The sequence below is a fragment of the Paenibacillus sp. FSL R5-0744 genome (assembly GCF_037972555.1).
In the GTDB taxonomy this organism is placed as follows: Bacteria; Bacillota; Bacilli; order Paenibacillales; family Paenibacillaceae; genus Paenibacillus_AQ.
On sequence record NZ_CP150228.1, the window covers coordinates 725,415 to 739,804 of the forward strand.

Annotated in this window: 11 protein-coding genes; 9 read left to right on the forward strand and 2 right to left on the reverse strand. The window is 47.4% G+C overall.

Annotated elements, in window-relative coordinates:
* Positions 1–2: 2 nt before the first annotated feature.
* The 9 genes from purQ to ilvA all read left to right on the forward strand — a co-directional run bounded on the left by purQ (position 3) and on the right by ilvA (position 12,550).
* Positions 3–692, forward strand: coding sequence for a phosphoribosylformylglycinamidine synthase subunit PurQ (gene purQ, locus MKY19_RS03275; RefSeq protein WP_042124034.1), 690 nt, complete (start codon positions 3–5; stop codon positions 690–692).
* A complete protein-coding gene (gene purL / locus MKY19_RS03280; protein WP_339800252.1) occupies positions 670–2,916 on the forward strand; it encodes a phosphoribosylformylglycinamidine synthase subunit PurL in 2,247 nt (748 codons plus the stop codon). The genes purQ and purL overlap by 23 nt, the downstream gene beginning before the upstream one ends.
* Positions 2,901–4,397, forward strand: a complete 1,497-nt coding sequence (purF, locus tag MKY19_RS03285) for an amidophosphoribosyltransferase (protein ID WP_076286945.1) — start codon at positions 2,901–2,903, stop codon at positions 4,395–4,397. Before purL ends, purF begins: the two co-directional genes overlap by 16 nt.
* 358 nt (positions 4,398–4,755) lie before the next feature.
* A complete protein-coding gene (gene purM, locus MKY19_RS03290) occupies positions 4,756–5,796 on the forward strand; it encodes a phosphoribosylformylglycinamidine cyclo-ligase (RefSeq protein ID WP_339800256.1) in 1,041 nt (346 codons plus the stop codon).
* On the forward strand, positions 5,796–6,413 hold the full coding sequence (purN, locus tag MKY19_RS03295) for a phosphoribosylglycinamide formyltransferase (RefSeq protein WP_076286942.1): 618 nt from the start codon (positions 5,796–5,798) through the stop codon (positions 6,411–6,413). The genes purM and purN overlap by 1 nt, the downstream gene beginning before the upstream one ends.
* Before the next feature lie 161 nt (positions 6,414–6,574).
* Entirely contained in the window at positions 6,575–8,122 is a 1,548-nt protein-coding gene (gene purH, locus MKY19_RS03300; RefSeq protein ID WP_339800259.1) for a bifunctional phosphoribosylaminoimidazolecarboxamide formyltransferase/IMP cyclohydrolase, read from the forward strand.
* A gap of 23 nt (positions 8,123–8,145) precedes the next feature.
* Positions 8,146–9,411 (forward strand): phosphoribosylamine--glycine ligase, encoded by a 1,266-nt coding sequence (gene purD, locus MKY19_RS03305; protein ID WP_076300197.1) that lies wholly within the window; start codon positions 8,146–8,148, stop codon positions 9,409–9,411.
* Between the two features lie 286 nt (positions 9,412–9,697).
* Positions 9,698–10,993, forward strand: a complete 1,296-nt coding sequence (locus MKY19_RS03310; RefSeq protein WP_339800265.1) for an SEC-C metal-binding domain-containing protein — start codon at positions 9,698–9,700, stop codon at positions 10,991–10,993.
* Positions 10,994–11,287: 294 nt separating this feature from the next.
* Positions 11,288–12,550: a threonine ammonia-lyase IlvA gene (gene ilvA / locus MKY19_RS03315; RefSeq protein WP_042184762.1), complete on the forward strand. Its 1,263-nt coding sequence runs from the start codon at positions 11,288–11,290 to the stop codon at positions 12,548–12,550.
* An 86-nt stretch (positions 12,551–12,636) separates the two neighbouring features.
* On the opposite strand, the gene MKY19_RS03320 is transcribed toward ilvA, so the two are convergent.
* Together MKY19_RS03320 and MKY19_RS03325 are read right to left on the reverse strand one after the other, a co-directional pair.
* Positions 12,637–13,578 (reverse strand): hypothetical protein, encoded by a 942-nt coding sequence (locus tag MKY19_RS03320; protein ID WP_339800268.1) that lies wholly within the window; start codon positions 13,576–13,578, stop codon positions 12,637–12,639.
* Positions 13,579–13,625: 47 nt separating this feature from the next.
* Entirely contained in the window at positions 13,626–14,288 is a 663-nt protein-coding gene (locus MKY19_RS03325) for a DUF1129 family protein (RefSeq protein ID WP_076286938.1), read from the reverse strand.
* Between the last annotated feature and the right edge of the window lie 102 nt (positions 14,289–14,390).

Genomic DNA, 14,390 nt, shown 5'->3' on the forward strand with positions numbered 1-14,390 from the left:
ACATGAAATTTGCTGTACTTGTCTTCCCAGGCTCTAACTGTGATATTGATTGCTACAAGGCGGTAGAGGACAGTCTCGGCGAACCAGTCGATTATGTGTGGCATACAGCGACAGATTTGTCGGCGTATGATTGCATTTTGGTTCCAGGCGGATTCTCATATGGTGATTACCTGCGCTGCGGCGCGATTTCAAGATTTGCTCCTGTAATGGCTGAAGTTGCTAAAGCAGCAGAGCAAGGTAAATTCGTGCTAGGCATTTGCAATGGGTTCCAAATTCTTACTGAGGCTGGTTTGTTGCCAGGCGCGCTGCGTCGTAACATGTCCATGAAGTTCCGTTGTCATGATACAGTGCTTAAGGTTGTTAATAACGAAACCCCATTTACTATTGATTATGCTAAGGATGAAGAAATCATCATCCCAATCGCTCACGGCGAAGGAAACTATTACTGTGATGAAGAGACTTTAGCAGAACTGAAAGCTAACAATCAGATTGTGTTCACATATAGCGATAATCCTAACGGCTCTGTAGCTGATATTGCGGGTGTTAGTAATGTGCAGGGGAATGTAGTCGGCATGATGCCTCACCCTGAGCGTGCAGCTAACAGCTTGCTCGGATCTGAAGATGGCAAACGAATGTTCACATCTATACTGAAGACTTGGAGGGATCGTCATGACGCAGCAAGTATCCGTTAAGGAACCGACCGCAGAACAGATCGCAGAGCAGAAAATTTACAGCCAATTCGGTGTGTCGGACAGCGAATATGAGCTCATCAAGTCTTTTATGGGACGTTTGCCGAATTATACTGAAATCGGCGTATTCAGCGTAATGTGGTCCGAACACTGTGCATACAAGAACTCTAAGCCATTGTTGAAACGTTTCCCAGTTACTGGACCACGTGTCCTGATGGGACCCGGCGAGGGCGCAGGGATTGTAGATATCGGAGACAACCAAGCGGTTGTATTCAAAATCGAAAGTCATAACCACCCCTCTGCAGTAGAACCTTTTCAAGGTGCGGCAACAGGCGTAGGTGGTATCATTCGTGATATTTTCTCCATGGGCTCAAGACCTATCGCACTGCTGAATTCCTTGCGTTTCGGCAAGCTGGAAAGCGATCGCGTGAAATATTTGTTCGAGCATGTGGTGTCGGGTATTGCTGGTTATGGTAACTGTATCGGGATTCCAACCGTGGGCGGCGAAATCATGTTCGATGATAGCTATGACGGTAACCCGCTTGTTAACGCAATGTGTGTCGGTCTGATTGATCATGATAAAATCCAGCGTGGTGTCGCTAAAGGTGTAGGAAACCCAGTCTTCTACGTAGGTCCTCCTACTGGACGTGATGGGATTCATGGGGCTACTTTTGCATCCGTTGAACTAAGTGAAGAGTCCGAAGCAAAACGTACAGCTGTACAAGTAGGCGATCCATTTATGGAGAAGCTCGTTATGGAATCTTGTCTAGAGTTAATCGACAGCGGCATTGTTATTGGGATTCAGGATATGGGTGCGGCTGGACTTACCTGCTCTAGTGCAGAGATGGCAAGTAAAGCTGGTAATGGTTTGGAGCTGTATCTTGATCAGGTGCCACAACGTGAAGACGGCATGACCCCTTATGAAATGATGCTTTCGGAATCGCAAGAACGGATGTTGTTCGTAGTAGAACCGAAGGATGAAGCTCAGGCGCAAGAGATTTTTGATCGCTGGGGTGTAATCTGCTGCAAGGTCGGTAAAGTTACGGATGACGGTCGCTTGAAGCTGTACCATCACGGTGAGGTTGTTGGTGACATGCCAGTAACAGCGCTTGTTGATGAATGTCCAGTCTACAACAAACCATCTGAGGTTCCTGCTTATTATGTAGAAAATGAATCGGTAGATACGCTTCGTTACGCAGAAGTTACAGATCTAGGCGGCGCACTTCGTACTGTTCTTGGATCACCAACCGTAGCAAGCAAAGCTTGGGTATACAACCAATATGATTACATGGTTCGGACTAGTACGGCTGTTCGACCTGGATCTGATGCGGCTGTAGTTACCATTCATGGTACACGAAAAGGACTTGCGATGACCACGGACTGTAACGGGCGTTATGTTTATCTTGATCCTGAAGTGGGTGGACGGATTGCAGTCAGCGAAGCGGCTCGTAACATCGTTTGTTCGGGTGCTGAACCGCTTGCTATTACCGATAACCTAAACTTCGGAAACCCTGAGAAACCTGATGTGTTCTGGCAAATGGAGCGTGCGGTTGATGGTATGGCTGAAGCTTGTCGTGTGCTGGATACTCCGGTTATCGGCGGGAATGTCAGTCTTTATAACGAAAATACTACGGGATCCATTTACCCAACGCCGGTTGTCGGCATGGTTGGTTTAGTAACGGATACGGATCACATTACGACTCAAGGCTTCAAACAAGAAGGAGATTCCATCCTTCTGCTAGGCGTAACAAAAGCTGAGCTTGGTGGTAGTGAATTTCAATATGCTGTTCATGGTGTAACCGAAGGCCGTCCTCCAGCTTTGGATTTGGCTACTGAGAAAACACTGCTGAGCGCAGTGCTTACCTCGATTCGCGGCGGTCTGGTGCGTTCGGCACATGACTTGTCCGAAGGCGGTCTTGCTGTAGCACTTGCAGAGAGCTGTATCAGTGGTGGTATTGGTGCGAACGTTGAACTTTCTGCTAATGGACTTAGAAACGATGTAGCTTTGTTCAGTGAGAGCCAATCACGTATCGTGCTGACGGCAGCACCTGAACGTGCGGAAGAGCTGAAAGCAGCGATTGCTGCCAGCGGCGTTCCAGTGGAAATCATCGGAACTGTAGGTGGAGACAGACTGCGCGTAAATCTGGACGGTGCATCCGTATTAGATGAAGCTGTAGCAGAATTGAAATTCGTTTGGGAGGATGCTATTCCATGTCTTATGAAATAAAGACCGGGAAAGAGCAGGAGACTCCTATCCTGTGGACTGGTGACTTTTACAATGAAGGAACGGGCTCGGGAGATATTTTTGACACATTAAAAGAAGAATGCGGCGTTTTCGGGGTCTTCGGACACCCGGAAGCGGCGTCCATGTCTTATTACGGCTTGCACGCCTTACAGCACCGTGGGGAAGAAAGTGCGGGCATCTGCGTAGCAGATGGTCGTGATTTCAACTATCACCGCGGGATGGGGTTAGTAAAAGAAGTATTCGACAAGGACAAAATTGCCTCACTGGTTGGAGACATGTCCATCGGGCATGTACGTTATTCCACTAGCGGAGACAGCCGCTTAACTAATGCACAGCCGCTCGTATTCAAATATCGTGACGGTGATTTGGCGATTGCTACAAACGGTAACATAGTAAATGAACCGTTGATTCGTAAACAGCTTGAGCAAAGCGGATCGATCTTCCAAACCACAAGTGATACAGAAGTGCTGGCGCATCTGATTGCGCGTTCGTCTAAGGATTTTGTTGAAGCGGCTAAGGATGCGCTAAAACAACTGGTTGGCGGATTTGCTTTTCTGCTTATGACGAATGACAAATTAATTGTCGCTTCGGATTCCCATGGTTTGCGTCCGCTTGTAATGGGACGGATCGGCGACGCCTATATTTTTGCTTCCGAATCTTGCGCCTTAGAAGTTATCGGAGCACAGTTAGTCCGCGATATCGAACCTGGCGAACTGCTCGTGCTTGATAAAAATGGCCTGTTAGAGGACCGTTTTACCGAGCCAAAACGTAAAGCGCTATGCGCGATGGAGTATATTTACTTCTCTCGCCCAGACAGTGATATGAATGGCGCTAACCTGCACACCGCCCGTAAGCGGATGGGTAGCCGAATGGCATTAGAAGCTTTCGTAGATGCTGACCTCGTAACTGGTGTACCGGATTCAAGTATCTCGGCAGCGATTGGATTTGCGGAGCAGACGGGCATTCCTTATGAGCTTGGGCTCATCAAGAATAAGTATACAGGCCGGACCTTCATCCAGCCGAGCCAAGAGCTACGTGAGCAAGGTGTGAAAATGAAGCTAAGCGCCGTGCGCAGTGTGGTCGATGGCAAACGTGTTGTCATGATCGATGATTCCATCGTGCGTGGAACAACTTCACGTCGGATCGTCAATCTGCTCCGCGAAGCGGGAGCCGTAGAGGTTCACGTGCGGATTACATCGCCACCCTTCAAGAATCCTTGCTTCTACGGCATTGATACCCCAGACCGCCGCGATCTTATCGCGTCGTACAAGTCCATTGCGGAAATGTGCGAAGAGATTAATGCCGATTCCTTGGCATTCTTGTCACCGGAGGGCTTAATCACTTCCATTGGTGGTCACAACAAAGATGATTACAAAGGCGGGCTATGCCTTTCCTGCTTCGATAATGATTACCCGACGCAGGTTGATTTTGGCGGGGCGGAAAAAGATGGCTGCTCGTGTTGACATCCCCCTAAGTCCCCCTTGCAAAGGTGTGGGTGTTCGCTTGTTTCGCTTAAGGAGGTGCATGGCGCAGCTCATGCACCGAGGTCTTGAGGTCCGTGTGCAAGGCGCGCACTGCGGCTTGCAGTAGGGTGAAAGCGGTGGTTGGAGGGAGTTATGGAGAGGAAGTTTGGAACTGTAGAAGCGTTAGCGTTCGCCTTTATGCTCGAATTTCTACCGCTCAGCGGTAACAAATTCAAAGGAATTCGAGCATAACAGCGATCGGAAGTCCAAACATTCCTCGCAATAACTCCAATAACCACCACTGGTTCCGAATGCGCCCAAACGCGCTCTAAACTAATTAAAAGATGAGGTGTCCCAAGTGTCGGAAGCTTATAAAAACGCCGGAGTGGATATTGCGGCTGGTAATGAAGCGGTAGAACGCATGAAAAAGCACGTAAAACGTACTTACCGTCCAGAAGTAATGACGGATCTTGGTGGGTTCGGAGCGCTGTTTGGCCTCAATAAAGATAAATATGAAGAGCCAGTGCTCGTATCGGGAACTGATGGTGTAGGCACGAAGCTTAAGATCGCGTTCGCTGCGGATCGCCATGACACGATTGGGATCGACGCTGTAGCTATGTGCGTGAACGACATTGTAGTGCAAGGTGCGGAGCCGCTATTTTTCCTCGATTATCTGGCTTGCGACAAAGTCGTACCGAAGAAAATCGAAGCGATCGTAGCAGGAATCGCAGAGGGCTGTCACCAAGCAGGTTGTGCGCTGATTGGCGGCGAAACGGCTGAAATGCCGGGCATGTATTCAGCGGGTGAGTATGATATCGCTGGATTCACAGTTGGCGTTGCTGACAAAGCGAAGCTGGTAACAGGCGCTAACATCGCTGCTGGAGACACAGTGATTGGTTTAGCTTCTAGCGGCGTGCACAGCAACGGCTTCTCACTTGTGCGTAAGCTTTTGCTTGAGGAAGATGGCTATGGCCTGAATGATGTGCTTCCAGAGCTTGGAGCTCCGCTTGTGGATGTACTTCTTGCACCAACTAAGATTTATGTGAAGCCTTTGCTGGCGCTGCTGGAGCAGCTTCCGGTGAAAGGGATGGCACATATTACGGGTGGCGGATTCATCGAGAATATCCCGCGCGTATTGCCTGACGGTGTAGATGTGGAGATTAATTACGGATCGTGGCCGATTCTGCCGATCTTCGGTTTGATGCAGAACAAAGGAAACGTAAGCAACCGTGATATGTTTACTACTTTTAATATGGGAATTGGACTTGTTCTGGTAGTAAGTAGCGCTGATGGAGAACGTGCTCTTGAACTGCTCAAATCGAGCGGAGAAGAGGCTTTTATCATTGGTAAAGTGACAGAAGGGGAACGCAAAGTAACCTTTACTGGAGCTGAAGTGTGATGCAATGGAGTCGAATCGCTGTTTTTGCTTCTGGGCAAGGCAGTAATTTTGCTGCACTGATCGATGCACAGAGAGCAGGCTTGCTTGGTGAGGGCAATATTGAGTTGCTTGTATCCGACAAGCCAGAGGCACCTGTAGCTAAGCGAGCGGAGGATGCGGGCATTCCCGCCCTCTTGCTGCGGCCAAAAGACTTCGCCAGCCGTGAACTCTACGAAGCAGAGATTGTAGCAGAGCTTCAGCGGCGGGAAATCGGGCTGGTTGTGCTGGCAGGATACATGCGTCTTATTACGCCAGTGCTTTTAACGCCGTATGCTGGACGAATTATTAACATTCATCCATCGCTGCTGCCTGCTTTTGCAGGAAAAGATGCAATCGGACAAGCGCTGGATTATGGTGTGAAGCTGACGGGTGTTACTGTGCATTTTGTCGATGGAGGTATGGATACCGGGCCTGTTATTGCTCAGCGCAGCGTAGCCCTGCAGGATAACGACACGGCGGATTCATTGGCAGAACGTATTCATAAGGTTGAGTATGAGCTGTATCCCGAAGTGGTTGGCGCTTTTGCCAGCGGGAAAGTGGAACTGAGTGGAAGAAAGACGATTATCCGCGAAAAGTAAGCTGCACCGCAGCCATTCGAAGTTTTGGATCGACATTTGGTGACAGACCGAGATGTTTCAGGGTATTTCTCGGGAAATATTGCATAAGCGGCGTTATGTGTCGCGTTGTGGGTTTTCTTCATATTAAATCGCACGTACAACCTGAAGGAGGACTATTCAAAGTGAGTATCAAAAGAGCGCTAGTCAGCGTATCGGATAAACAAGGTATCGTGGATTTTTGCCGCGAGTTGTCTGCATTAGGCGTAGAAATTATCTCTACAGGTGGAACAAGCACGCTTTTGGCTAAAGAAGGTGTTCCAGTTATCGGGATTTCCGATGTGACAGGATTCCCAGAAATCATGGACGGACGTGTCAAAACCTTGCACCCTGCTGTACACAGTGGATTGCTTGCGGTTCGTGATAACGAGGAACACACGCGTCAAATGAAGGAGCTTGGTCTGGACTACATCGATCTGGTTGTTGTGAATTTGTATCCGTTCGCGGAAACTATCGCAAAACCTGACGTATCCTACGAGGAAGCCATCGAGAATATCGATATCGGCGGACCTACGATGCTGCGTTCTGCGGCGAAGAACCATGCTTTTGTCAGTGTAGTGGTGGATGCTAATGACTACGCTACTGTACTTGAAGAGGTTCGCGCAGGTGGAGATACAACGCTAGAAACACGCAAACGTCTTGCGGCAAAAGTGTTCCGTCATACGGCGGCTTACGATGCCTTGATTTCCGATTATTTGGCTAACGTTACTGGCGAGCCTCTGCCAGAGCGCTACACCGTGACTTATGAGAAAATTCAGGATCTGCGTTATGGCGAGAATCCGCATCAAAAAGCAGCGTTCTATCGCAAGCCATTGGCGGCACTGGATACACTCACTGCGGCTGAACAATTGCACGGCAAAGAGTTGTCTTATAACAATATCAACGATGCTAACGCAGCACTGCAAATCGTGAAAGAATTTGAAGAGCCTGCTGTCGTAGCGGTTAAACATATGAACCCTTGTGGTGTAGGTGTGGGTGAAAGTGTATACGAAGCTTATCAAAAAGCTTACAACGCGGATCCAACTTCTATCTTTGGTGGGATTGTAGCAGCAAACCGGATTATTGATGCAGACACAGCGAACCTGCTGAAAGATATTTTCCTCGAAATCGTGTTGGCACCAGGCTTTACGGAAGAAGCACTGGAAATCCTTACGAAGAAAAAGAATCTCCGTTTGCTCAAAATAGGTAACCTTAGTACGGCTAGTGCGCGTAAGAGCAGCTTTGTAGTTACCTCTATAGATGGAGGAATGGTTGTACAGGAGAGCGATGTGCACTCTGTGAACCCAGATGATCTACAAGTCGTTACGGACCGCAAACCAACCGAGGAAGAATTGAAACAATTGTTGTTCGGATGGAAAGTAGTTAAGCATGTGAAATCTAATGCGATTGTGCTGGCTGCTGATGATATGACCGTTGGCGTAGGTGCAGGGCAGATGAATCGCGTTGGTGCAGCTAAAATTGCAATCGAACAAGCTGGTGAAAAATCTAAGGGAGCCATACTCGCTTCCGACGCGTTCTTCCCAATGGGCGATACGCTTGAAATGGCAGCAAAAGCAGGAATCACTGCAGTGATTCAGCCAGGCGGCTCCATTAAAGACGAAGAGTCAATTAAGGTCGCTAATGAGTATGGTATTGCTATGGTCTTCACAGGCGTCCGTCATTTCAAACACTAGAGCACTGGGAGGATCATATTCGGATGGATATTTTAGTGGTTGGCGGCGGCGGCCGGGAACATGCGATGATTTGGAGTCTATCCCAAAGCCCCAAGGCAGGTAAAATCTATTGCGCACCCGGCAACGCCGGGATTGCGCAGTTAGCCGAATGTGTGCCGATCGGAGTATTTGAGTTCGATCGTCTGACGGCTTTTGCGAAAGAGAAGGAAGTAGGTCTTGTTGTAATCGGTCCAGATGATCCACTCGCTGCTGGGATTGTGGATGCTTTTGAAGCACAGGATATTCCTGTGTTTGGCCCACGCAAGAATGCAGCGGAGATCGAAGGCAGCAAAACCTTTATGAAGGATCTTTTGCATAAATATAATATTCCGACAGCAGCCTATGAGAAGTTCGACGACTATGAAGCTGCGCTAACTTATTTGCGGGAACAGCCGCTTCCGATCGTAATCAAGGCAGATGGTCTGGCTGCAGGAAAAGGCGTGACGGTTGCTTATTCGTTGGAAGAAGCAGAGCAAGCGCTTGCTGATATTATGGTCACTAAGGTATTCGGTGAGGCAGGCGCTCAGGTTGTTATTGAGGAATTTCTAGCTGGACAGGAAATGTCGATTCTGGCTTTTGTCGATGGAGAGACGGTACGTCCTATGGCTGCTGCCCAGGATCATAAGCCCGTTTTTGATGGGGATAAAGGTCCTAATACCGGCGGAATGGGTACCTATTCGCCTTTACCACATATTGATGAGGCTATTATCCAAGAAGCGATCGAGACCATCATTAAGCCGACGGCAAAAGCTATGGTGGACGAAGGTCGTCCCTTTAGCGGTGTACTATTTGCGGGACTGATGATTTCTCCTGAGGGTAAACCAAAGACGATTGAGTTTAATGCTCGTTTCGGTGATCCTGAGACTCAGGTCGTGTTGCCTAGACTCAAGAGCGACTTGCTAGAAATCTTTCTGGCGGTCACAGAGGGCAGACTTGCAGATATCGACATTGAATGGAGCGACGAAGCGGCTGTATGCGTAGTTCTCGCTTCGGGAGGATATCCAGGCCCTTATCCAAAGGGTGTACCGATTGAAGGTCTTGAAGACAGCCAAGGAGGGCTGATCTTCCATGCTGGTACGGCGCGTGGTGAAGACGGAAGCTGGGTGACGAATGGTGGTCGGGTACTAGGCGTGGTAGGCCTAGGTGCTACGATTGCTGAAGCTCGTGTTGCAGCTTACGCTAGAGCCGAAGGAATTTCTTTTTCCGGAAAACAAAGCCGCAGCGACATCGCTATGAAAGCTTTGGTATAAGGATAAAGAACTGTATCTAGCATTTTTTGCGCTTAAAGTCCTAAAAAAGGACTGACAAGTGATAGAAGAAGTGCTATAATACTACACGTACGGGGGAAAATGTGCGGATATATACAGATAAGGGTCTTTCCGATCATGGGAAGGCCCTTTTAAATCGGAGTCCTTCAGACTTTGTGAAGTAACCTTATAAAGGATGCCTCGTGCCTGGAAATGATGATACTTATAGTGCATACTAGCGATACGCTTATGGCGAATGGCTACTCACAGATTTAAGGAGGAATTCGTTTTGAGTAAGATTGGAAGAAATGATATGTGTCCTTGCGGAAGCGGGAAAAAATATAAGAAATGCTGCCTTGGTAAAGAAACTTCTGCAGTAGAGTCCATCATGCAACTTGTAAACAAGGAAGAAGCGGCAGCTAGCGAGACTGTGGCTGAGAAACAGGAACCCGTAGCACAACCTGAAGTGAAGCTAACTCTTACTACGCTCAGAAAAAAAGTGTCACGTGATCTGAATTGGGAGCATCCAGCACATGAACAACTGGCGCTGCACCTTATTGAGAGCATGAGAGAAAGCTATGATAGAGAGCTTATTTGGGAAGCTCTAGTTCTGTGGAATGGTTATTCCCGTAAGACTAAGCCTGCTGTGAAGAAAATGGGCTCTTTCTGCGCGGCGATCGAATTTATTTTGTCTGAGGAATATGGCTTCTCCCTAACACAAGCGGATCTTGCTACCAAACATGAGGTTACTACGCCTACCATTTCTAGAAAAGTCAAAGAGATGCTCAATTACATTGAGGAATACGGCATGGGTGGTGCGGAAGAAGAATTACTTTTGCTGAATATCTCAGGCAGTCCGAAGGATCAGGAGCAAGCACTATTACAAAAGGCTATGCAAACCAATTCATCCAACCGCCGGATACAGTTAGCTGAAGCCGCATTAGAGGTTTATCCGGACAGTCCGGATGCGTATCTCATTTTGGCTGAGGAAGCAGAGAATGAAGCAGATGCTCGTGCTTTTCTAAAAGCAGGGATGGATGCAGGTGAACGTGAGCTTGGAGAAGCCTTTTTCGCTGAGAACAAGGGACATTTCTGGGACCTCCACGAGACTCGTCCATACATTCGAATTTGCAAAAGCTACGCCGACTCTTGTTGGTTTAGCGGAAATGCAGAAGAAGCACAAAAAGTACTTGAGCACATTTTAGAGCTGAATCCTGAAGATAACACAGGTGCGCGTTACCTTTTAACGGCTGCGTATCTCTACACCAACAAGCTCAAGAAGACAGAAAAGGTGCTGGAAAAGTTCGGCAATGATGCAGCGGCGACAGTAGCTTACGACCGGATGGTCTTAGAATATAAGAAGAATGGGATTACTTCCCAACTGAAAATGTTGTACCGCGTAGCGCGGAATGTGAACAAGCATGTGCCGGATTATTTGTTAGGGATCAAAAGATTGCCGCATAACCTTCCGGATTTTGTGGGAATGGGCGACGCTAATGAAGCTATCGAATATGTTATTGTACACTCGCGTTTGTGGACAAGCCTACCTGATCTGCTGAAGTGGATGCTGAAGCAACAGGATTAGTAGAATTCAGATCTTGGACGGACATGAACTTAAAGAGGCTATGGGAGATTCCTGTAGTCTCTTTTTTTAAAATATAAGAATTTATTTGTTTCACGTTATAAATTACCTTATATTTCTCGCATAAACGCTTACCGTCCTTTTAGGGACGATGAAGGCGTTTTTGCATGTATAAGAAAGTATAAGATTTGCATCAATAATTGTATTGCATACAGCGGACAATGCTTGAAAAAATGTCTTTGGGAGAGTATGTTTACAAGAAGTAGAATGAATAGATGATAGTGAGGCGAGAGGGTTATGAGAGAAGAGGAAGACCGAATCGTAGGAATGGAAGATATCGTACGGGCTCATCACGTACTGCGGGAGGTCATCATCCGGACTCCACTACAGCGTGACGCCGTACTATCGGCCAAGTATGATTGCGATGTATATTTGAAGCGCGAAGATTTGCAGATTGTCCGTTCTTTTAAAATCCGCGGAGCTTATAATATGATTCGTAGTCTATCCGCAGAAGATAGAGCCAAAGGTATTGTCTGCGCGAGTGCAGGAAATCACGCACAAGGTGTAGCCTATTCCTGTAAGGCACTTGGGATTAAGGGCAAGGTCTATATGCCAAGCACAACACCTAACCAGAAGGTTAAGCAAGTACGGCGGTTCGGTGGCGAGTTTGTTGAGGTCATTCTGAAGGGCGATACCTTCGATGATGCTTATGATGAAGCGCTGCAAGCTTGTATAGACCATGGTATGACGTTGATCCACCCGTTTGATGAGCCGAGAATTATTGCAGGCAATGGAACGATAGCGATGGAAGTGATGGAGAACCTGGATCACCCTGCGGATTTTATGTTCGTAACGATTGGTGGGGGCGGTTTGGCAGCAGGAATAGCCACTTATGTGAAGACGGTGAGTCCATCTACTAAGTTGATTGGTGTGGAACCGCTTGGTGCTGCTTCAATGACTGAAGCGATCAAGCTTGGAGAAGTGGTAACGCTAAAAGAAATTAACAAGTTCGTGGACGGAGCGGCTGTAAAGCGCGTTGGCGGACTGACTTATGATATATGTTCCCGGCATCTGGATGACATCGTGATGGTACCTGAAGGCAAGGCTTGTACCACCATTCTGGAGCTGTATAACGAGAATGCTATAGTGGTTGAGCCAGCGGGATCCTTACCTATCGCAGCACTTGATCAATACCGCGATCAAATCCGCGGGAAGACGGTCGTCTGTATCATTAGTGGGGGTAACAACGATATAGACCGTATGCAAGAGATCAAGGAGCGGTCACTGATTTACGAAGGCTTAAAGCACTACTTCATGGTGAACTTCCCACAACGGGCAGGTGCCCTGCGTGAGTTCTTGGACGAAATCCTCGGCCCAGAGGATGATATTACCCGTTTCGAGTACATCAAGAAGCATGATAAAGAGAATGGTCCCGCGCTTGTAGGCATAGAGCTATTGTCCATTGAAGCTTATGAACCACTTATCGAACGGATGCAGCAGAAGGGTGTAGATTATGTAGAAATCAATAAGGATTCCAATCTCTTTAACATCCTTATTTAATTTCTTTCATCACTTTAATCATTTCGTTAATGAACATAGAAAGGCCCGTCCCAGAATGAATAGGGACGGGCCTTTTGTATATCATACTAGAGAGGTAATTCAGTCTTACGGTATTGTTCGACTTCATCTGTTAATTTATAATCTTTGTCTTTCATCAATTTCATGAAGCCATCTAGTTTCTGCAGGAATGGGCTGTTGTCTTTATTCTTGGAGAGAATGCTAGAGTAGGCTTTCTGCGCCTCCAAGTCCATTTCAAGATTGTCATAATGGAAAAGGGGCGTGTTATTCTGGCCGTAAAACGTATTGTTAACATAGATAGAATATAAGGATTTCACGGCTGAAATTCGGTTCGATTTCGGATGATTTTGAATAAATTGCTCTTGAGACAGTGCTCGCGCAGCTACATCGGTCCAACCAATGACCAGCCCGTTATCCTTGGAGGAGGGCAGATCAGACTCCGTAGCCATAATGGATAGATACGCGCTGATATCGTCAGTGACATAAAGCTTATATTTGCGGTAAGCCTCATAGTCGATCACCGGGAAAAAAGTGCCTTCCGCGGTCTCCAGTTTATATCCATTTTCGCTGGCACTCTTCAGCAGTGTGCGCAGAGTGAGATCTTCTGTGGCATCAGCAAGGGTCTTCATACTAGCGCCAGCCTTATAGATGGCGGTGAGCTTCCGCTGGACATTGCTGGTACTGAATTTGCTCTCCCACGCCGGAAGCGCCGCCTTGTGCAAATTCTCAAGCTTCAGTGTCATTATCGTGGCACGATACGAACCTACCGCATACATATTGGCGTTCAAATATTTAATAGCTTCGGGTAACTTGTTAGAGGAAGACAACAGCGGCAATGCAGCTTTATAGATAGCCTCCGCATGATTATTGTTTGCTGTCAAAGCATTTGCCTTAGTGCCTCCCACAGGAGGGCTGGCAGCGCCTTCAGCTTGAATCGTTCCTATAGGTACCGCGCCTAGTCCCAATGTTACTGCTAGAACAGAATAGAGAATATATTGCTTCTTATTCATGAAAGTTCCCCCTGTCTATCGGATGAAATATGGGTGGAGCATGACTTTTATTTTCTAAAAAATATAAACTTTAGTCCAATTGCCCCAATCAGGGAAACAATTAAGCTTACCCACGGGGATAAAGTAATGACCGGAAACAATCGGTCGAGGTACAAGCCAATGAATACGGCAACTACGGCGATTCCGATATAGACGCCAAGGCCCTTGATATCAAAGGGCTTGGCTTTAGGTGCATCCCCCTCAGACAAGGAGGTTAACCATTTCATAATAAGTTCTATCAAGATAATGGAACCTGCCCCAACAGCGAAGAGGGTGAAGAGGCTAATCTCTCCGAACATCCCAGGTGATCCGTTAGTCCATTGCAAGAAGAGTCCACCTATAGCAAAGATCCCGAACAAACAGGTTAGAGCCGCGCAGGGAATCATCAAGTAATAGTTCCATTTGCTGCGTGCTGAGCGTGTGGGAACGCTGTCTATGATCTCTTTAAAATAATCATCCGGATTCTCGCCAAACACCTGTTTAGCGTTTTTACCTTTTTTTTGTTCTTTCAGAAGCAGTTTGGCTGCATCCAGTAAAAGTTCTTCAGCGCGGAGAGCTTCTACCCTACTGGCGCGCATCGTCAGGATCATATCTTCAAAATAGGATCGATTGAAAGGCGTCATCTGCTCTCGCAGGGCGTTATTTTCCTTAATCATATCTTTCACTTTCATAATAGGGATGTAAACCTCCAGTAGTGTTAATCGGTATAGTCTTTAACCTAGAGTATACGTTTGCCTGACAGGTCAGCGCAAGGACAAGCATTTCTATTTTCC